Source organism: Pedobacter psychrophilus, from assembly GCF_001652725.1.
Classification (GTDB): Bacteria; Bacteroidota; Bacteroidia; order Sphingobacteriales; family Sphingobacteriaceae; genus Pseudopedobacter; species Pseudopedobacter psychrophilus.
On sequence record NZ_LWHJ01000022.1, the window covers coordinates 582,841 to 602,744 of the forward strand.

Below are 19,904 nucleotides of genomic sequence, written 5' to 3' on the forward strand. Positions count from 1 at the left end.
ATTTGTTTTATAAAATAGATAAGAATCATTTCAAAAGGGTAATTAAGATGTTATTACTCCCCATCAAAAAATTCATACAATTCTCCAAAATAACTAGTATTCCATCCATCCACAAATTCTTCATAAACATCATCAGGGATATTTGTATGTTGTAATTCTACGGAAGAAGAAGTTTTACTTTTGCCTTCATGAATTTTTATAGTTACTATAGATGGCTCATCCTGACCTTCAAAATACCATTGTTGAACTATTTTTTTCCCTTCTACAAACTCTAAATTTTTACCAACCACATCACCATCAAATAAAGAAAATTCTGATTCTGCCTCAGTACTCATTTCTGCCTCTGCACCACTCCATAATTTAATACTTAAAGGATTTGTCAATGCCAGATAAACCTCCTCTGTAGGAGCTAGAATGGTATAGTATTTTTTAAAGTCTTTCATTTTGTTATGTAAAAAGTAAAAAGTAAAAATTTTGGAAGTATTAAAATAAAAAAAGCATCCAAAAATTAATTTGAATGCTCAAAATTACATTTATTTAAGCTGAAGGCAAAAAGCAAAAAGCTGAGTGCTACATTTTAAATCAGAATTATGTGCGTTAGCATTTAGCTTTCCGCATTAAGCTTTTTTTAGCTTTTCTTAGCAGTTACTAATACAACTACACCAGCTACTAAAATTATTCCGCCAACATAAGGGGGCCAATTAACAGACTCTTTCTTATCTGCGGAGATTTGTATTGGACCAGCATCTACTACTTTTTCTTTCTTAGTGTAGGAGAAACCTCCCCATACCAACATTGCTATTCCCACAACGATTAAAATAATTCCTACTGTCTTGTTCATGATATATTTTTTTAGTTTAACTATTTTGAAGAGGCAAACTTTGTACCATTTAAATAGCCTGATAATCAAACTTTTTAAAATTTTAAAAAGAATAACCCAAACCTGCTTTTAAACTTGTATTGATTTCAGAGCCCAATTGCACATTTGCAAATATCCTTTTAACCTTAAAATAAGTACTCACATTAATAGCAAATTTATTATCTGTTTCTTCCATTGCTCCATTATTAATTCTCTTAAAAGTGTTTTTTAAGTTTGGTGTAAACCCAACAAATAACCTTAAACCAAACTGGGAGTTATTTTCATTAAAAGCATTATTACATATTATTTCTGTTGATAAACCAGTTGTATATAAAACTTTTTCCTTAGAAACAGCAATGTTTTGATTACCTCTCATGTTTGGTCCATCAAAAAGTATTTTACGATAATTTGCATATTCTCCCTTTTCCGTTGAAAAAGCGTTTTCCCAATTTATATATCTAAATGTGAAATCTTTTCTAACATAATGAAGACCAATTGTACTTCTTAATCCAAAACCGTAAAATGATTTATTAAAATTTTCAATCGTTCGGGATTCACCTCTTTCAAGAGTAGTTGTGTCTTGATAATTTGCATCTCCAAAAAAACCAAAGACTCCATAGGCAAAGTTTAGATTTTTTAAAGAATGTCCTCTACTCAAACTAATTAAACCTGATTTCATTTCTAAATCCCCTTTTGGTGCACTATAATTATATTCCCCAGAAACGTATATTTTTGATTTTTTCTCTTCTGCATTTACTGGTCTGGGTAAATAACCAATATTATTATCACCAGTCATGTTTGGAGTAAGGTAGCTAGAACAAGATGATGTATAAATTGCAAGGATAATTAAAAATAATGAATTTGAATTTTTCATAAGTTAAATTCTATGGTATGTTTAATTAAAAGCATTTTCCCCAGTAATATCCATTCCTGTTATTAGCAAATGAATATCATGTGTGCCTTCATACGTAATGACAGATTCTAAATTCATCATGTGGCGCATAATTGGATATTCTCCTGTAATGCCCATTCCACCAAGCATTTGCCTTGCTTCTCTGGCAATTTTTATTGCGGTTTCTACCGAGTTTCTTTTTGCCATAGATATTTGTGCAGGAGTTGCTCTATCTTCATTTTTTAAGATTCCTAATCGCCAAGCCAATAATTGTCCTTTGGTGATTTCGGTAATCATTTCTGCCAATTTTTTTTGTTGCAATTGAAAGGCTGCAATGGGTTTTCCAAATTGTTCCCGCTCTTTGGTGTAACGCAATGCCGTATCATAACAATCCATCGCTGCACCCAAAGCGCCCCAAGCAATCCCAAATCTTGCTTGGTTTAAACAACTCAGAGGACCTTTTAATCCTTTAACATTGGGTAAAATATTTTCTTTAGGGATTTTAACGTTATCAAAAACCAATTCGCCGGTTGCTGATGCTCTTAGCGACCATTTATTGTGAGTTTCTGGCGTGGTAAAACCTTCCATCCCTCTTTCAACAATAACACCTCTCACAATTCCTTCTTCATCTTTTGCCCAAGCTACTGCAATATCTGCAAGAGGAGAATTTGAAATCCACATTTTTGCTCCGTTTAAAATAAAATCATCTCCATCTTTTTTGATATTGGTGGTCATGCCAGCAGGATCAGAACCATGATTAGGTTCTGTTAAACCAAAACAACCCATCAATTCTCCGGTTGCTAATTTTGGCAGATATTTTATTCTTTGCTCTTCAGAACCAAAAGCATAAATTGGATACATCACTAAAGAACCTTGTACAGAAGCCGTAGAACGAATCCCAGAATCGCCACGTTCTATTTCTTGCATAATGATGCCGTAAGAAATATAGTCTAAACCGGCACCCCCATATTTTGTAGGAATAGTTGGACCGAAAGCACCAACTTCTCCTAATCCTTTTATCAAGTGTTTTGGGAATTCGGCATTTTGAGCGTAACTTTCAATAACAGGTGAAATTTCTGCCTTAACCCAATCCCTAACAGATTTTCTAATCAGTTTTTGTTCTTCAGATAATAATTCATCCATTAAATAATAATCCGGATGTTGATATAAATCTTTTTTATTGGATTTCTGAATTGGTTTTTGCTCCATAGAAGTTATAAGTAATTTCTGTTCTAACTAAATATAGGCTAAATAATCATAATCAAATGAAAATAATTTGAACGTTTCCTTTCGTTAAGCAATACTTACGATTTTTTTAAAACTTCGTAAGTCTGATTAAAAAACTTATTTGTGATCTAAATTAAAATATCAAGAATTTAAAGTTTCAATCACAAATAAGCCTTCAAATTATAATGCAATTATTCTTCAAATAATTCAACAAAAACAAAATCCTTTATTTTGATTTACATTCAATTACCATCATATTTGGATAATGGGTAAAACGATTAGGAAAATTGGTTTAGAAGGTGTAAAATTTAACGCTGCAATTGGCTATTTTAAAGAAGAACGTATTTTTAAAAACAATTTTTTAGTAGATGTTTTTGTTTCTTTTGAGGATAAAGCTAGTATTGATGATGATTTGAAAAACACCATCAATTATGTGTCGCTTTATGAAATTTGTGCTTTATCATTTGAAAAAGAAACTAATTTAATTGAAACTGTTGCTCAAGAAATTTTAGAGAACATCAAAAACAAATTTCCTGTTTTGGAGCAAATCAACATCAAAATAAAAAAATTAAACCCGCCAATAAAAGCCCAAATACAAAACTCTTTTGTAGAGTTAAATTATTTTAAATAAAATATCTATCAAGGTTTTAAAGTGAATTGTGTCAAAATATCTTCTTGCTTTTAATAACCCAATTTTTTAAATTCTCATGATAATAAGCGCATTTCTGTAAAAAATTTATCAACAAATACTTGTTTTTTATTCGATTTTTTGCATCTTTAAAATCTAACTATTAAGATATGAAATTGATAATCAGTTGTTTGTTTTTAATAAGTTCATTATTTACATCAGAAATTGTCACTAAAACTGGTAGGGCAACCTATTATGCAAGTAAATTTAATGGCAGGAAAACTACTAGTGGCGAAGTTTACAGGCATACAAAATTTACTTGTGCCCATAAAACTTTACCTTTTGGCACCCAAGTAAAAGTTACCAATTTGGATAATGATAAATCTGTTATTGTAATTGTTAATGACCGTGGTCCGTATGGAAAAAATATGCTGATAGATTTATCACAATCTGCTGCTAAAGAAATAGGATTATATAAAAAAGGTGTTGTTGATTGTAAAATTGAATACGAGTTACAATAAAATTTGTCCCTACATAAACTTTCTACGAAATAATTCGTTTTTAATATATGAAATTGAATGAATTAACCCCCGAAGAAGCATACGTTATCAAAAATAAAGGTACTGAAAGACCTTTTACAGGCGAATATACCAGTTTAAAAGAAGCCGGAACTTATGTTTGCCGCCAATGCGATACCCCACTTTATAAATCTGATGATAAATTTGAATCACATTGTGGATGGCCAAGTTTTGATGATGAAATCCCAGGAGCGGTTAAAAGAGTTGCCGATGCAGATGGAAGACGGGTTGAAATAGTTTGCGCTAATTGCGGCGGACATTTAGGTCATGTTTTTGAAGGCGAAAGATTAACAGAAAAAAACACCAGACATTGTGTAAATTCTTTAAGCATGAAGTTTATCCCGAAAGAAGGCTAGAAGATTTTTAATCTTCTAGTTCCATCAATAAATCTTCTAAATCAAGAGCTTTGGTAAACATGGTTAAAGAGCCATCAATATCTGTTGACCAAAGTTCTTTTGCTTTATCCCAATAAAGTTCTACTCCATTTCCATCAGGATCATCTAAATATAATGCTTCTGAAACTCCATGGTCGCTTGCGCCAGTCAATGGGTATTTTGCATTGTGAATACGCCAAAAAATTGCTGCTAAATCTTTTCTTGTGGGATATAAAATTGCCGTGTGATATAAGCCAACACTGTTAACAGGTGCAGGTGGTAAACCTTTACTATGCCAGGTATTTAAACCAATATGATGATGATAACCACCAGCAGAAATAAAAGCCGCTTGATTTCCATATAACATCGTCACCTCAAAACCCAATAAATCTCTATAAAACTCCAGAGATTTTTCCAAATCGCCAACTTTCAAATGAACATGACCTATTCTTGTTTGGGAGGGAATTTTATAAATGTTATCCATTTGGAGTTCTGTTATGGTATAGAAAGTTAATAATATTGGATGTAGTTGACGTGTTTTAAATAAAGACTAATTTCTTAAATTTTTTGTTAGATACGAAACACAAAGCTTCAAACTGCCATTTAGGTGCTATTAGCGCCAATTAAAATCTTCGCTTAAAGCTGAATGCCACTTTTGTATTGTTATCCTGTGTCGGAAACCCGTAAATGTTCCATGTTGTTAATTTGTCTTTTGGTTTACGGTTAGTAATTAAATTCCAAGCACTCAAAATCATGGTTGTTGTCCCAAGTCCAATGTTTACCATTGAAAGTGTTTTCTGACTTTCGTTTGTGTAGTTTGTCCCCCAATTATTCATATCTTTTGGAAACGATGCAGAGCCAAGTGCAATTTGTCCAGCACCAGTAATAAGGCCAATAATCGGAACTGTTTTGTTGGTTGTGCCTTTTCCAATTTGTATTCCGTTTACTGTATTAAGCGAAAGATTTAGTCCGCCAATTATGGAAGATGAAATACCATAAGCTGGTGAAATATAATTGTATGAATTAACTGGTGTTGGTCCGTAAGTCGGCTGAATCATTGCACACTCTTCTTTCGTTAATCCGCTTGTCAAAACCCAATTGTCAACCGTTTGATTATTAATAGCTAATAATTCATCATATTTATGTTTGCTATTGATGTCGTTTGCAGCTTGTCTGCTTGTAGTTTGCTCGACCAAATAGCCAACGGCGCAAATAGTTCCATCCTTGTCAATGAAACATGGTTTTCTTTGGTTAGTATAGTCATAATTTTTAGGAAATAATCCTTTCGTCCAATAGTCGTGAAGTAAGCCTAAAAGTTGTTTACGTTTTGTTTGAAGGTCAGTCGAAAGTTCAGAAACATCTTTATTTCGTAGTAAATTTTCTACATACTCAAGATGCGTTTTAATTCTAAGTTCGTTGTTAGTTTTTGCGTCTGGCTTGTGTCCAAATTTGCTTTCATAACTGATGTCGCCAAGTATTGGATTGACCAATTGGCTTTTGTCAACGGATGATTTATTACAGCCAAAAAATACTGTCGCAACCGTGAGTGTGAAGATGATTGTTAGATTTTTCATTATGTCAAATTTATTTTAATGTATCTGTCATTGTAGTCAGGCGCATTAATAGCCGCTAACTTAATATATTATAAAGTTATCCTACAAACTCAACCACTTCTCCATAACAGCTTTTTGTGCTTCAGTAGCATTTTCAATTTCTTGTATCACCATGCTTTTGCTGGTAGAAGGTTTAAATTTCACCATTAACTTTATCACATTTCCATCTCGGCCTACCAAAAATTCGGCTACTTTATTTGGGTCTAAATTGGCAACATCTTTTAAAACATCTGTTGTGCTTACACCATTAATGCTTATAACTAAATCTTTAACATTTAAACCGCTATCCCAGGCGCTGCTATTTCTAGAAACTGTTGCAATTTCTGTTTTATTAGTTCTGCTTATGGTTGCTCCCAAATAAGGTTGTTTTGCAATTGCAGTTCTATCAACCAATTTTAAACCAGCGTAATTTAAATATTTATTGATGTCTAAACTTTTTGTGCCATTAATATAATCTGCATAAAATTGATTTAAGTTTTCTCCAACATAATTTTCAAAAACCAATTTCATCTCTGCATCAGTATAGCCTCTGCCTTTCTTTTTATAAAAATCGTTATAAGCAAATCTCATGGCATCATCTAAAGATTGCTTTCCTCCAGATTTATGAATAATCGCTAAATCTAACATTAAGGCAATAAGAGATCCTTTGTTATAATAAGAAACCGTTGTATTCCCACTATTCTCATTCGGACGGTAATATTTTATCCAGGCATCAAAACTAGCATCGCTTAAAGATTGCACTTTTCCACCTTGAGAATTATCAATGGCATTAATATCAGCTTGTATTATATTTAGATACTCATCAACACTAATTATTTTTGTACGCTGAGTAATTAAATTATCGTAATAAGCTGTAAAACCTTCCGCAATCCATAAGTTGGTGGTATAATTTTCTTGATCATAATTAAACGGACCCAAAGCAATTGGTCTTAATCTTTTCACATTCCAAAGGTGAAAATGTTCATGTGCAACTAATCCTAAGAAAGATTTATAGATTTTTTCATTTTGATAACCATCTCTGGTTGCTCCTAAAACTGTAGAATTTAAATGCTCTAAACCACCTCCGCCAGAAAAGTAATTATGGACAATAAAAAGATAGTGCTTATTAGGATTTTCACCAAAAACAGCAGTTTCTTTTTCTATAACATTCGTCATATCAGTTTTTAAACGCTCTTTATCATAATTCCCGCCGCCAACCATGGCAACTTCGTATTTAACGCCAACAGCATCAAAACCAAATACATCCTGGTTGCCAACTTCTATCGGAGAATCAAATAACCAATCAAAATTTTTGGCGTAATAAGTGAATTTCTTATCTGCAACAGGTTCTAAACCTGTTGATACTTTTGTCCATCCATTATATGGAATAATGCTGACAGTTGAAGGTTGGTCTAGCTTTCCATCAACATATAAGAATATGCCTGTTGGCGATAAAAAGGCATGTGTATTATCAACAAGGCTTGTTCTTACAGAAACCTCAAAACAGTAAACCCTATAATTTACGGTAACTGATTTTTTTCCTTTTGTATTCAGTTTCCAGGTGTTTTTAGTAATCTTTTCAAATGAAGTATTAGCGGTAAACGATTCTACGTTTTTAGAAAACTCCCTTACTAAATAAGATCCTGGTGCCCAAACTGGCATTTTAACCAATAAATCGTTTTTATTGATATTGTTGATAGTCATTTTTACATCTGCGTAATGTGCTTGTGGTTCTGTAAAAGACACTTCGAAATTAATATCGGCCGTTGTTTGTGCTTTTAATGCGATACTCATAAATAAGAAAGAGAATAGTATAAAAAATTTAGTCATAATATGGATTTGGAAAACAAAGTTAAAATATTAACCATATTTTAATACAGCAACTTTTCTTTAAAATGTAATATAGTTGATACTATCAACTATATTTAAAACTATCTGATATTTTTGTGTTAATGATTATAGTTAATAAATATGAAGAGCCTTTAGCTCATCAGCTCATACAAGTAACTAAAAAATATTTAGGCGAATTTGCACAGCAATCAAAACATATTTCATTAGAAAGGTATCATTATACACTTTTATTGATCCATGAAAATAATGAATTGCTCACACAAAAAGATTTAGCCGATTTATTACAGGTTGATAAATCATTCATGGTAAACATGATTGATTATTTAGAAAAAAACGGATTTGTAAATAGATTGACAAATAATAAAGACAGAAGACAACATTTAATTAGACTTACTGATAAAGCGAAAAATATTTTGTTACCTATTAATAATATTTTTAGTGCTATTAATAAAGAAGCTTTAAATGGTTTACCTCAGGATAAAATTGACTGTTTTTATGAAGTTCTAAACACTTTACAACAAAACCTAAGTGGTGCAAATATCAACGACATTACATTAAATTATAAAAATTTGAAATCTGATATATGAAACTGAAACATATAATTTACATAATTATAGCTTTATTACTTTGTTATTTGGTCTATAATAGAATCACAAAAAGTAGTTCGTCTAAAGGCGCTGAGGGTAAAGGAGTCAAGTCTGGTGCAGACCAAGCTATTTCTGTAAAAGGAATGATTGTTAAAACCCAAACATTTACTAATGATATTGCCGTTTCGGGAAGTATAGATGCTAATGAGCAAGTGCAAATAAGAAGTGAAGTTTCTGGCTTGGTAAGAAAAATAAACTTCAGCGAAGGAAGCAATGTAAGTAAAGGCAGTTTATTGATTAAGATTGATGATAGTGAGTTGCAGGCACAATTGGTGCAAGCCTTAACTAAAGAGAAATTAGCAAGCGAAACAGAAAATAGGGCTCAAAAATTATTAAAAGCAGAAGCTATTAGTCAGGAAGAGTATGACGCTACTTTAGCAGAGTTTAAATCTTTAAAAGCACAAAGTCAGTTAATAAGGGCTCAACTTGCAAGAACAGAAATTAGAGCGCCTTTTTCTGGAAAAATAGGATTAAGAAATATATCTGATGGTGCTTACATAACGCCAACAACAGAAATCACAAATTTAGTATCTATCAACCCTATTAAAATTACTTTTTCTGTTCCTGAAAAATATGCGCAAAGAGTACAAGTAGGTGCCGCTATAACTTTTACGGTAGCAGGTAACAGTAAAAAATACACCGCCAAGGTTTATGCAAAAGAACCCGGAATTTCAGTAGATACAAGATCTTTAGTGATTAGGGCTAAAGCCGATAATAATGGAGATTTATTACCTGGCACTTTCGCTAACATAAATCTTCCTCTAGAAGAAATAAAGGATGCAATATTAATTCCTTCAGAGGCTGTTATCCCAATATTAAAGGGTAAGCAAATTTATCTTAGTAAAGACGGAAAGGCAAAAACAATTGTAGTAAATTCTGATATAAGAACCGACCAGGACATCCTTGTTACAGACGGACTTTCAGTTGGCGATACTGTTATCATATCTGGAATTATGGCCCTTAAAGAAGGTGCAAAAGTTAAAGTAAATATTTTAAAATCTAAAAATTAGGATTGATGAGTATATCTACCATTAGCATCAAAAGACCTGTTTTAGCCATAGTTATCAATTTAATTTTATTATTATTTGGAATTATTGGCTACACTTTCTTAGGTATTCGAGAATATCCATCAATTGACCCTACTGTTGTTTCAGTACGTACAAGTTATCCTGGAGCAAACTCTGATATTGTTGAATCTCAAATTACAGAACCTTTAGAAAAGTATATCAATCAAATAGATGGTATAAAAAATATTTCATCTTCTAGTAACCAAGGCTCTAGCTCTATTAACATCGAGTTTGAATTGGGTAAAAATTTAGAAGAAGCAGCAAATGATGTGAGGGATAAAGTTTCTCAAGCATCAAGGACATTGCCAAAAGATATTGATGGATTGCCAGTTGTTTCTAAAGCCGATGCAAACTCCGAGTCTATAATTTCTATGACTATCCAAAGCGATAAAAGAAGCATTTTGGAAGTAAGTGATTATGCCGAAAATGTTATCTCACAAAGATTGCAAACCATTCCTGGAGTTTCTGCAGTGCAAATTTGGGGAGAAAAAAGATTTGCCATGCGTTTGTGGTTAGATCCAGATAAACTTGCATCATATAAATTAACTCCATTAGATATTAGAGATGCTCTTGTTGAGCAAAATGTAGAATTACCATCAGGAAAAATATCAGGAACTAAAACAGAATTAACAGTTAATACTGCGGGAAATTTATCCACTGTTGATCAGTTTAATAATTTGATCATAAAAAATGATGGTACAAATATTATAAGATTAAAAGATATTGGTTATGCCGATTTAGGCCCGGAAAATGAAGAAACTGCCTTAAGATCAGAAGGTAATCCGATGGTGGCTACTGCAATTGTACCACAACCAGGCGCAAATTATTTAGAGATTGCTAAAGAGTTTTACAAAAGATATGAAGCCTTAAAAAAGGAACTCCCAGCAGATTATAAATTGAATATCGTATTAGATAATACGGTATTTATCAAAAAATCAGTTACAGAGGTTGCTGAAACATTAGGAATCTCTATCTTATTGGTAATCATAATTATATATCTCTTTTTCAGAGATTGGAGCATCGCTTTTAGACCTTTAATTGACATTCCTGTTTCTTTGGTGGCTACGTTTTTCATCATGTATTTATTAGGTTTTTCAGTCAATGTGTTAACCTTATTGGCCATAGTTTTAGCAACAGGTTTAGTGGTTGATGATGGAATTGTAGTTACGGAAAACATCTATAAAAAAGTGGAAGAAGGGATGTCCCCTTTTGAAGCAGCCATTAAGGGTGCAAATGAAATATTCTTTGCGGTGATATCTATATCCATTACGTTAGCAGCAGTTTTTTTACCAGTTATTTTCTTAGAAGGCTTTGTGGGAAGGTTATTTAGGGAATTTGGGATCGTAATTGGTGCAGCGGTTTTAATTTCGGCATTTGTTTCTTTAACGCTTACGCCGATGTTGAATGCTTACTTGATGAAGAACACTAAAAAATCTAAGTTTTATGATAAAACTGAACCATTTTTTGTAAAAATGAATCAAAGCTATCACGAGTCTTTAGAATCGTTTCTTAAAAGAAGGTGGTTGGCATTTCCAATTGTAGTGATATGTGTTGGTTTAATATTTCTTTTCTGGAATTTGTTGCCTAAAGAAACGGCACCTTTAGATGACAGAAGTGTACTGTCCTTAAATGTAACTGCACCAGAAGGTGCATCGTTCCAATACACCGATGATTACATTTCTAACGTTGGAGATTTAATCAGAGATTCTGTTCCTGAAGTGATTGCAAGTCTTTCTTTAACTGCTCCAGGTTATTCTGGTTCCGGCGCTGCAAACACAGGTTTTTATCGATTAAGATTATCAGACGCAGGTGATAGAGTAAGATCTCAAGATGAAATAGCAAATAGCTTAACACGTGAATTGAAAAAAATGAATGAGGCAAAAGGCTTCGTATTGCAACAACCCACAATTGCAGTGGGGCGTACTAGAGGATTACCCGTTCAATTTATTATACAAGCACCAAATTTTGAAAAATTAAGAGAGAAGGTTCCTCTCTTTATGGATGAAATTTCGAAAGATCCTACTTTTGCAAATACAGATGTTAACCTAAAATTTAACAAACCAGAGCTCAATGTCACCATTGATAGAAATAAATCTCAGGATTTAGGAGTATCTATTTTGGATGTTGCTCAAACTTTGCAGCTTTCTTTAGCCGCTCAAAGGTTTGCTTATTTCACCATGAATGGTAACCAATATCAAGTAATTGGACAGTTTAATAAAGAAAAAAGAAATGATCCTTATGATTTAAGCTCCATTTTTGTAAGAAATGATGCAGGCTCTCTTATTCAATTAGACAATTTAGTAAAAGTAGAAGAGAGAAGTAGTCCGCCGCAATTATATAGAAATAATCGTTTTTCTTCCGCAACAATTTCTGCCTCATTAACTGAGGGAAAAACCATTGGTGATGGTATTGAAGCTATGGAAAGAGCAAAAGCCAAAATTTTAGATGATAGTTTTACAACGGATTTAGCAGGAGAATCTCGAGATTTTAGCGAGAGTAACTCTAATACTATTTTTGCTTTTGGTTTGGCTTTATTATTAGTCTATTTAATATTAGCAGCACAATTTGAAAGTTTTATAGATCCGGTTATCATCATTATTACTGTACCCATGGCTGTTGCAGGAGCATTTTTATCTTTATGGCTACTAGGGCAAAGCTGGAATATTTTTAGTCAGATAGGAACGATTATGTTAATTGGATTGGTAACAAAAAATGGAATTCTTATAGTAGAGTTTGCTAATCAATTAAAGGAAAAGGGTATGCCCGTTGCGGAAGCAATCAGAGAAGCATCAGTATCTAGATTAAGACCCATTTTAATGACAAGTTTAGCCATAGCATTAGGCGCACTACCAATTGCAATGGCATTTGGTGCAGCATCTAAAAGTAGGATGAGTATGGGAACCGTTATTATTGGTGGTACATTATTTTCTTTACTACTTACTTTATTTGTAATACCATCGGTTTATTCTTATTGGTCTAAAGAATATAAAGAAAGTGAAGCTGCTAAGGCAGAAAAAGAATTAATAAAAGAAGGGGTGGAGGTTTAATCATGAATAATTATCTTAAATACTTTTTAATCCTATTCTTAATTTCATCGTTGGGTGTGGATGCTCAGGAGAAATTGAGTCTGCAACAGGCCATAACAATTGCTCTTGAAAATAACTACAGTATAAAAATTAGTAAAACTCAAAAAGAGATCAGTACTAATGATGTAAGCTTTGGTAACGCAGGAATTTTACCTTCTGTAACTGGAGATTTAATTCAAAATAATAATATTCAAACCAGTACGGTTGATTTAGCATCTGGAGATACAAGAAATGCAAATAATGCAAAGTCAAATAATCTTAGTTACGGAGTAGGTTTAAATTGGAGGGTTTTTGATGGTTTTACGATGTTTGCAAATTATGATCGTTTAAAAGAACTTGAAAAACTTGGTGAACTTAACGCACAACTTGTAGTGCAAACTACGATAGCTAATGTGATTGATACTTATTATAATCTAATTAGTCAATATAAACAATTAGAATCTACCAAAACTGCTTTAGAAGTATCTCAGGTAAGATTGAAAAATGCAAATAGCAGATATACTTTAGGCAGAGGTTCAAAATTAGAACTATTAGCAGCAAAAGTTGATTTGAATACTGATACTACCCTGCTTTTGCGTCAACAAGATTTAATCAAAAATATTAAAGTAGAATTAAATCAGCTTTTAGCTAGAGATTTGAATATAGATTTTGATATTGAAAAGCAAATTGAGATTGATAAATCTCTAGTGTATGAAAATTTGAAACCAATGGTTGATACCAATAGCCCGGATGTTCAAACTGCAAATGTTAATCAAAAAATTGTAGAATTATACATCAGACAAATAAAAGGAGCTCGATATCCTACATTAGCATTAACCTCTGGATATAATTTCTCAAAAAATACTTCTCCTCCAACTAGTTTCTCATTAAGATCAAATACCAGGGGATTTAATTATGGTTTAACAGCATCAATAAATATTTTTAATGGTTTTCAGCAAGGGAGATTAGAAAAAAACGCAAAACTAGAATTGCAAAATGCCAATTATGATTTAGAAAGAATTAAGCAAGATGTAAATGCAAGTTTGTTAACAGCTTATCAAAACTATCAAACAAATCTAAAATTATTGATGTTAGAAGAGTCTAATATTGATGTTGCAAAAGAAAATTTAGACATCACACTAGAGAAGTATAGACTAGGCAGTATTGTTCCCTTAGAATTAAGAGAGGCGCAAAGAAATTATATTGACGCCAATGCCAGATATGCCAATGCACTTTATAAAACTAAAATCTCTGAAGTTAGTATAAAAGAATTAACAGGTACTTTAAGCTTTTAGCTATGTAAAATTATTTTTACAATCTTTTTATATATTTGTTTAAAGTATAGATAATCAGGATGCAATCATTCAAATACAAAAAGGCACTTTTAATTGATGATAATTTCATTGATAATATGATTAATGAAAAAATTTTAAAAGCTAATAATTTTGCTGAGGAAATTGTTATTAAGTTATCTTGTGAAACTGCTATAAGTTATCTTCAACAACTGGAAAAAAATAACGAGGAGTTACCTGAGGTTATTTTTTTAGATATTAGAATGCCTGTTAAAACAGGATTTGATTTTCTTGTAGAATTTCAAGACCTTCAATCTTTTAATAAGGAGGCCATAAAAATTGTTATGCTTTCATCTTCCTTAGATCCTACAGACCATAAAAAAGTAATAGAATTTAATAACGTTACTGATTTTTTGGGTAAACCCTTAACTACCGCTTTGATAAAATCAATTTAATGTTACTTGTAGCGGATGGCGGATCTTCAAAAACCGATTGGATTTTATTACACGAAGATCAATCAATAGAAAAATTTCATACAGGTGGATTAAATCCTTTTTTCACTTCAGAAAAAGAAATCGTTAAAAGTTTGCATCATTTTGCTCCTTTTAAAATTATCGCGGATAAAATATCAGAATTACACTTTTTTGGTGCAGGTTGCAATAGTCCAGATAGGAGAGAAGTAATCTCTAATGCGCTTACAGTTTTATTTAAAAATGCATTTATAAGTGTAGAAAGCGATACGCTAGGCTCTGCAATTGCCTCTTGTAAAAATAAGCCGGGTTTCAGCTGTGTTTTAGGAACAGAATCTAATATCTCCTTTTATGATGGTGAAAATGTGTTTCCAAGTAATTTAGGATTAGGATATATTTTAGGAGAGGAAGGTTCTGGAACTTATTTCGGCAAAATATTAATTACAGATTTTTTATATGAAAATGCCCCACAAGAAATTTTAGTGTCATTTGAAGAGACTTATAAACTAAATAAAGAAGTTGTAATTAAAAATTTATATCAAAAACCTTTTCCAAATTATTTTATTGCTTCTTTTACTAATTTCATGAGTAATCACCTAGATCATCCTTATATCCAAAATTTACTAAAAAAAGGATTTGATGATTTTATAATCACTCATATAAAATCATACCCAAATTATAAAGATTATTATGCTCATTTTGTGGGATCTATAGCTTATCATTTTAAAGATGCTTTAAAACAACGTTGCCAAATTCATCAAGTAAATGTTGGCAATATCTTAGAAAAACCAATTGATGAACTTTTTGCCTGGATTAAAAACAGAGAAGAATTATAAATTTTAAGATTTATGTATTGTTTTCTGAATAAAAATTCTCATTTTTAATCTTGCTAAAAACCTAAATACTTAATTTTTAGTAAATTGATTAAGGTTAATTCTTAAAAATGACTAAAAAGTATCTACTCGCCTATTTATTAGTATTCAGTTTTTCTTTTTCTTTTGCTCAAGAAGGGAATAAATTAGTTAGCGAGATACAATTTCAAAAATTACAAATTCTTTCCTCTCAATTTAGAGAAACATCAGATGAAAATCGAAACAGGGCTTTTGCATTAGCAGCTAAAAATAATTGGGTAACTTTTAGGGTTCAAAAAGACGGTACAATTATTTCGTTACAAGGTGTTGACGATTTAGGTTTACCCTTGTATCTTAAGACTGAAAATAATATTATAGCATCAGGCACAACAAGGACGAATAGTTTTTATGATGGAGGAAGCTTGGGATTAACATTAAATGGTTCTAGTGATAATTTAGTGGGAAAAATTGGAATTTGGGATGGAGGAATAATTTTACCAGAACATCAGGAATTTCAAGGTGCTGACGGAAGTAGGATAGTTCAAATAGATAATCCAAATAATGGAAGTCAACATGCTACACATGTTGCCGGTACCATGATTGCTACAGGTATTAATCCAATTGCCAGAGGGATGGCATGGGGATTAAAAAAATTATATGCTTATGATTTTAATTCGGATGTTTCAGAGATGACCACTGCAGCTTCTCAGAATATGATAATATCCAATCATTCTTATGGATATATTTCTGGATGGAATTATAATACTAGCACAAATCCGGCAAGGTGGGAATGGTATGGTGCACCTAATACAACAGAAGATTATAAATTTGGGTTTTACGATGACAGTGCAAGAGACTGGGATAAAATTTGCTATAATGCACCCTACTATTTACCAATAAAATCTGCAGGTAATAATAGAAGCGAGAATGGCCCATCAGTTGGAACAGAATATTATGGATTTAATACTGGCTCTAGCAATTTAGTAAATAAAGGTCCTAGGCCATCAAGTATCAGTAGTAATGATAGCTATGATATAGTTTCAACAACGGGTACTGCAAAAAATATTTTAACGGTTGGGGCCATTAATGGTCTCCCTTTTGGTTCAAATTCTACCAACGATATTAACATATCTTCATTTAGTAGTTGGGGTCCAACTGATGATGGAAGAATAAAACCGGATTTGGTTGCAGACGGAGTTCAGCTTACATCAACAAGTAACGAAAGTTCAAAAGCGTATGCAACACTTTCTGGTACGTCTATGTCATCGCCAAATATTAGTGGATCACTGATCTTATTGCAAGAATATTATTCTAAATTAAACAATGGGGCTTTTATGCGTTCTGCAAGTTTAAAAGGTTTAGCAATTGAAACTTCAGATGAGGCTGGAGTAACATTGGGTCCAGATTATATTTATGGATGGGGATTATTAAACGTTGAAAGAGCAGGTGAATTAATAAAGCTAAATGGAACCAAAAGTTTAATTGCAGAAAGGACTTTAACTCAAGGGGAGATTTATAATTTACAAGTCACTACCTCTGGCTATGGGCCTTTAAAAGTTACCATCTGTTGGACAGATCCTGAAGGAGCACCAGGAGTTACTGGTACATTAAATAGTCGTACGCCAAAATTGGTGAATGATTTAGATTTAAGAATTATTAAGGATGCCAACACATTTTTCCCTTGGAAATTAGACCCAAATAATCCCGCAAATGCAGCAGTTCAGACAGATAATATTGTTGACAATGTTGAACAGATTACAGTTCCAAATTCAGTGCCTGGTCAAATTTATACTATTAGAATTTCTCATAAAGGTACACTAACCAAAGGTCCACAAGCTTATTCAATCATTGCATCGGGTATTGGCGGAAATGTTTATTGCATTTCTGCTCCAACAAATTCTACAGATTCAAGAATAGATAAGGTTGTGTTGAACACAATTAATAATACTTTGCCCAACACCTGCAGGACATATTCTGATTTTAAATCAATTACAACCAGTTTAGAAGCAGGTAAAACTAATCCCTTTACAGTGAGTTTAGGTTCATGTGGAACAACTCAAAATAAATTTGCTAAGATATTTATAGATTGGAATGGAGATGGGGATTTTGATGATTTAGGAGAAATTGCTGCAACATCAGGCTTAATTACTAGTAATTCAGATTTTTTAGGAACTATCACTGTTCCGACTAATGTAGTTATAAATAATACTACAGTAATAAGAATTGTAACCAGTGAAGTCAATAGCTCAGATTTAATTTTAGCTTGTGGCTCTTATACAAAAGGAGAAACTCAAGACTATACTATTAATTTTATAAAGCCGTCTAATGATGTTGGAATTATAGCTTTTAATAATTTCGAGGACAACATTTGCGAAACGAATGGATTAAATTTTTCAGTGAAGATTAAGAATTTTGGCAATAATGTGATATCTAACATTCCAATAACCATTACATTGAGTAATAATACTACTATTATAAAAACAATTACTCAAAATTATACGGGTATCATAAACCCCAATTTTGAGGCTGATTTGAAAATTAATGCTGATTTTGTAGTTGTAAAAGGTCAAACTTATTCAGCAAATGCAAAAACAGAATTAATTGGTGATGCAATTTCAAATAACAATGCTATTAGTAAGAGTTTTAGTGTAATTGTTCCTCAGGGAATTAAAAATGCAATAATTGCAGAGTGCGACAATGCTAAAGGAAATTATCAACTTAGTGGAGAAGCAGATGGAAACATATTTTGGTATACAAATGCTAATGATGCACTTCCAATAACAACAGGGAATATTTTAGTGAGTTCGCTTCCAGCTAATAATACACTATTTGCAGGTTTAAATGATTTCAAATCCTATTTTGGTGCTGCAAATAAAAAAGTTTATAGTGGTGGAAATTATTCAGGTAATTTTGGGCCAAAACCAATTTTTACTGTAAAATCTCCAATGGTTTTAGATAGTGCTTTACTTTACGTAAGTCAAACAGGGCAACTTATTTTTACTGTTGAAACATCTAGTGGAGAAGTTTTAAGTTCGTCTACAGTAAATGTAACAAGAACTAAAACTACTACAGATGTAATTACTAATAATTTAATTGACGATGATTTAAATGATCCTGGGAAAGTTTATAAAATTGGTTTAATTTTTCCTTCGGCTGGAACATATTATGTTGGCATACAGTTTAACGGTGCTACAATTTTTAGGAGTAATGCAGGGGTTAATAACATACCTATAAAACTCGGAACCGATTTAATATCATTAAATGGAGCTTATTCATCTACGACTGGTATCATTACTACTTCTTATTACTATTTTTATAACATGCTTTTTAAGTCGTTAGGCTGTACAAATGGTGTAAGAATACCAGTTATTTTAAGCAAACCAACAATTACACAAAGTGGTACTTCTTTAGTTTCTAGTTACGGGTTAAAATATCAATGGTTTGTAAATGGAGTTATTGATCCTAGTAATACAACAAATACTTACAATCCTACGACGTCTGGAGTTTATAGAGTAGAAATTGTTAGCCCTTCTGGATGTGTAACCACATCTACAGATTTTAACTACGTATTGTCTGCTATTAAACCATCAGATGCCGCAGAAATTGGTTTAAACATTTATCCAATACCTACAAAAGGAGTTTTAAATCTTTCTTTTGATGTACTTAAAAAGGAAAATTTAGAAATAAAAGTGAATAACATTGTTGGTCAAGAAATGTTTAATAGAACATTTAATAATTTTTCGGGTAAATTTAATCAAGCTTTAGATTTAAAAACCTTAAATGATGGAACTTATGTTTTATCATTAAAAATTGGATCTAAATATTATACTCAAAAATTTATATTGGAAAAATAGAAAATTAGATTTTGATGTATTGCGAGTAGATTTTAATTAATCTATTCGCATTTTTTTTATTAAAACAATTTACTTTTGAGAAAGATTCAGTTTTTTCTAAAATAAGAATAGTTAATTTTAGCATTGAAATTTTCGTACAATTATGACGGCAAAAAAAGTATTAATATTAGACCACCAGCAAATACAGCAAAAAATCAACCGTATTGCTCATCAAATTTTAGAAGATAATTTTGACGAAAAAGAAATAATTTTAGCTGGTGTTGTTATTAGAGGATATAAACTAGCTTTAAGATTAGAGAAAGTGTTGAAAGAGATTGCCGATTTTAAAATAACAATTGTAAAGTTAGAATTAGAAAAAGACAGTTCTAAATTAGAATCTAAGATTGATATCCCTTTAAAAGAATGTGAGAATAAGGTTATAATTTTAGTTGATGATGTTTTAAATAGTGGCAGGACTTTAGCCTACGGTTTAGGTGTTTTTTTAAACATCCCTCTTAAAAAATTAAGGTCAGTAGTTCTAATTGATAGAAGTCATAAAAATTTTCCGGTATCTCCAGATTTTGTTGGACTAGAACTTTCAACAATATTAAAAGAACATGTTTCTGTTATCTTAGATGAGGAACGAGAAGATGATGAGGTTTATTTAAAATAGCTTTC

18 protein-coding genes are annotated in these 19,904 nt (G+C 31.8%); 11 read left to right on the top strand and 7 right to left on the bottom strand.

What is annotated here, in order from left to right; genetic code table 11:
- Positions 1 to 53 precede the first annotated feature (53 nt).
- From A5893_RS07375 to A5893_RS07390, 4 genes are all read right to left on the bottom strand, one after another.
- The gene (locus A5893_RS07375) at positions 54 to 443 is read right to left on the bottom strand and encodes an SRPBCC domain-containing protein (RefSeq protein WP_068821895.1); all 390 of its coding nucleotides are present in this window, start codon (positions 441 to 443) and stop codon (positions 54 to 56) included.
- Positions 444 to 628: 185 nt separating this feature from the next.
- Complete coding sequence (locus A5893_RS07380; RefSeq protein ID WP_068821896.1) at positions 629 to 841, bottom strand: DUF3185 family protein; 213 nt, start codon at positions 839 to 841, stop codon at positions 629 to 631.
- Between the two features lie 82 nt (positions 842 to 923).
- On the bottom strand, positions 924 to 1,733 hold the full coding sequence (locus tag A5893_RS07385; RefSeq protein ID WP_068821897.1) for a hypothetical protein: 810 nt from the start codon (positions 1,731 to 1,733) through the stop codon (positions 924 to 926).
- Between the two features lie 21 nt (positions 1,734 to 1,754).
- Entirely contained in the window at positions 1,755 to 2,960 is a 1,206-nt protein-coding gene (locus tag A5893_RS07390) for an acyl-CoA dehydrogenase family protein (protein WP_068821898.1), read from the bottom strand.
- Positions 2,961 to 3,243: 283 nt separating this feature from the next.
- On the opposite strand from A5893_RS07390, the gene folB reads away from it, so the two are divergent.
- From folB to A5893_RS07405, 3 genes are all read left to right on the top strand, one after another.
- Positions 3,244 to 3,609, top strand: a complete 366-nt coding sequence (gene folB / locus A5893_RS07395) for a dihydroneopterin aldolase (protein ID WP_068821899.1) — start codon at positions 3,244 to 3,246, stop codon at positions 3,607 to 3,609.
- Between the two features lie 167 nt (positions 3,610 to 3,776).
- Positions 3,777 to 4,127 carry a septal ring lytic transglycosylase RlpA family protein gene (locus A5893_RS07400; RefSeq protein ID WP_068821900.1) on the top strand — a complete coding sequence of 117 codons (351 nt, stop codon included), beginning with the start codon at positions 3,777 to 3,779 and terminating at the stop codon, positions 4,125 to 4,127.
- 47 nt (positions 4,128 to 4,174) lie between these two features.
- Positions 4,175 to 4,540, top strand: a complete 366-nt coding sequence (locus A5893_RS07405) for a methionine-R-sulfoxide reductase (protein WP_068821901.1) — start codon at positions 4,175 to 4,177, stop codon at positions 4,538 to 4,540.
- A gap of 7 nt (positions 4,541 to 4,547) precedes the next feature.
- On the opposite strand, the gene A5893_RS07410 is transcribed toward A5893_RS07405, so the two are convergent.
- From A5893_RS07410 to A5893_RS07420, 3 genes are all read right to left on the bottom strand, one after another.
- Positions 4,548 to 5,042 (bottom strand): VOC family protein, encoded by a 495-nt coding sequence (locus tag A5893_RS07410; RefSeq protein ID WP_068821902.1) that lies wholly within the window; start codon positions 5,040 to 5,042, stop codon positions 4,548 to 4,550.
- A 139-nt stretch (positions 5,043 to 5,181) separates the two neighbouring features.
- A complete protein-coding gene (locus A5893_RS07415; RefSeq protein WP_068821903.1) occupies positions 5,182 to 6,132 on the bottom strand; it encodes a hypothetical protein in 951 nt (316 codons plus the stop codon).
- An 81-nt stretch (positions 6,133 to 6,213) separates the two neighbouring features.
- Positions 6,214 to 7,944, bottom strand: a complete 1,731-nt coding sequence (locus A5893_RS07420) for a M61 family metallopeptidase (protein WP_082911365.1) — start codon at positions 7,942 to 7,944, stop codon at positions 6,214 to 6,216.
- A 158-nt stretch (positions 7,945 to 8,102) separates the two neighbouring features.
- Between A5893_RS07420 and A5893_RS07425 the strand changes: the two genes are divergently transcribed.
- The 8 genes from A5893_RS07425 (at position 8,103) to A5893_RS07460 (ending at position 19,899) form a co-directional block, all read left to right on the top strand.
- Positions 8,103 to 8,588, top strand: coding sequence for a MarR family winged helix-turn-helix transcriptional regulator (locus A5893_RS07425; protein WP_068821905.1), 486 nt, complete (start codon positions 8,103 to 8,105; stop codon positions 8,586 to 8,588).
- On the top strand, positions 8,585 to 9,658 hold the full coding sequence (locus tag A5893_RS07430) for an efflux RND transporter periplasmic adaptor subunit (protein ID WP_068821906.1): 1,074 nt from the start codon (positions 8,585 to 8,587) through the stop codon (positions 9,656 to 9,658). Before A5893_RS07425 ends, A5893_RS07430 begins: the two co-directional genes overlap by 4 nt.
- Positions 9,659 to 9,663: 5 nt before the next feature.
- Positions 9,664 to 12,762 (top strand): efflux RND transporter permease subunit, encoded by a 3,099-nt coding sequence (locus tag A5893_RS07435; RefSeq protein WP_068821907.1) that lies wholly within the window; start codon positions 9,664 to 9,666, stop codon positions 12,760 to 12,762.
- A gap of 2 nt (positions 12,763 to 12,764) precedes the next feature.
- Positions 12,765 to 14,075, top strand: coding sequence for a TolC family protein (locus A5893_RS07440; RefSeq protein WP_068821908.1), 1,311 nt, complete (start codon positions 12,765 to 12,767; stop codon positions 14,073 to 14,075).
- 59 nt (positions 14,076 to 14,134) lie between these two features.
- Positions 14,135 to 14,527, top strand: a complete 393-nt coding sequence (locus A5893_RS07445) for a response regulator (protein ID WP_068821909.1) — start codon at positions 14,135 to 14,137, stop codon at positions 14,525 to 14,527.
- Positions 14,527 to 15,378: an N-acetylglucosamine kinase gene (locus tag A5893_RS07450; RefSeq protein ID WP_068821910.1), complete on the top strand. Its 852-nt coding sequence runs from the start codon at positions 14,527 to 14,529 to the stop codon at positions 15,376 to 15,378. Before A5893_RS07445 ends, A5893_RS07450 begins: the two co-directional genes overlap by 1 nt.
- A gap of 107 nt (positions 15,379 to 15,485) precedes the next feature.
- Positions 15,486 to 19,247, top strand: coding sequence for a S8 family serine peptidase (locus A5893_RS07455; RefSeq protein WP_068821911.1), 3,762 nt, complete (start codon positions 15,486 to 15,488; stop codon positions 19,245 to 19,247).
- Positions 19,248 to 19,389: 142 nt separating this feature from the next.
- Entirely contained in the window at positions 19,390 to 19,899 is a 510-nt protein-coding gene (locus A5893_RS07460; RefSeq protein ID WP_068821912.1) for a phosphoribosyltransferase family protein, read from the top strand.
- The last annotated feature ends 5 nt before the right edge of the window (positions 19,900 to 19,904 follow it).

What these genes read in the sequence shown, in the direction of transcription:
- A5893_RS07375 (WP_068821895.1), bottom strand. Translation starts at nt 443, where the DNA reads ATGAAAGACTTTAAAAAATACTATACCATTCTAGCTCCTACAGAGGAG.
- A5893_RS07380 (WP_068821896.1), bottom strand. Translation starts at nt 841, where the DNA reads ATGAACAAGACAGTAGGAATTATTTTAATCGTTGTGGGAATAGCAATG.
- A5893_RS07385 (WP_068821897.1), bottom strand. Translation starts at nt 1,733, where the DNA reads ATGAAAAATTCAAATTCATTATTTTTAATTATCCTTGCAATTTATACA.
- A5893_RS07390 (WP_068821898.1), bottom strand. Translation starts at nt 2,960, where the DNA reads ATGGAGCAAAAACCAATTCAGAAATCCAATAAAAAAGATTTATATCAA.
- folB (WP_068821899.1), top strand. Translation starts at nt 3,244, where the DNA reads ATGGGTAAAACGATTAGGAAAATTGGTTTAGAAGGTGTAAAATTTAAC.
- A5893_RS07400 (WP_068821900.1), top strand. Translation starts at nt 3,777, where the DNA reads ATGAAATTGATAATCAGTTGTTTGTTTTTAATAAGTTCATTATTTACA.
- A5893_RS07405 (WP_068821901.1), top strand. Translation starts at nt 4,175, where the DNA reads ATGAAATTGAATGAATTAACCCCCGAAGAAGCATACGTTATCAAAAAT.
- A5893_RS07410 (WP_068821902.1), bottom strand. Translation starts at nt 5,042, where the DNA reads ATGGATAACATTTATAAAATTCCCTCCCAAACAAGAATAGGTCATGTT.
- A5893_RS07415 (WP_068821903.1), bottom strand. Translation starts at nt 6,132, where the DNA reads ATGAAAAATCTAACAATCATCTTCACACTCACGGTTGCGACAGTATTT.
- A5893_RS07420 (WP_082911365.1), bottom strand. Translation starts at nt 7,944, where the DNA reads ATGAGTATCGCATTAAAAGCACAAACAACGGCCGATATTAATTTCGAA.
- A5893_RS07425 (WP_068821905.1), top strand. Translation starts at nt 8,103, where the DNA reads ATGATTATAGTTAATAAATATGAAGAGCCTTTAGCTCATCAGCTCATA.
- A5893_RS07430 (WP_068821906.1), top strand. Translation starts at nt 8,585, where the DNA reads ATGAAACTGAAACATATAATTTACATAATTATAGCTTTATTACTTTGT.
- A5893_RS07435 (WP_068821907.1), top strand. Translation starts at nt 9,664, where the DNA reads ATGAGTATATCTACCATTAGCATCAAAAGACCTGTTTTAGCCATAGTT.
- A5893_RS07440 (WP_068821908.1), top strand. Translation starts at nt 12,765, where the DNA reads ATGAATAATTATCTTAAATACTTTTTAATCCTATTCTTAATTTCATCG.
- A5893_RS07445 (WP_068821909.1), top strand. Translation starts at nt 14,135, where the DNA reads ATGCAATCATTCAAATACAAAAAGGCACTTTTAATTGATGATAATTTC.
- A5893_RS07450 (WP_068821910.1), top strand. Translation starts at nt 14,527, where the DNA reads ATGTTACTTGTAGCGGATGGCGGATCTTCAAAAACCGATTGGATTTTA.
- A5893_RS07455 (WP_068821911.1), top strand. Translation starts at nt 15,486, where the DNA reads ATGACTAAAAAGTATCTACTCGCCTATTTATTAGTATTCAGTTTTTCT.
- A5893_RS07460 (WP_068821912.1), top strand. Translation starts at nt 19,390, where the DNA reads ATGACGGCAAAAAAAGTATTAATATTAGACCACCAGCAAATACAGCAA.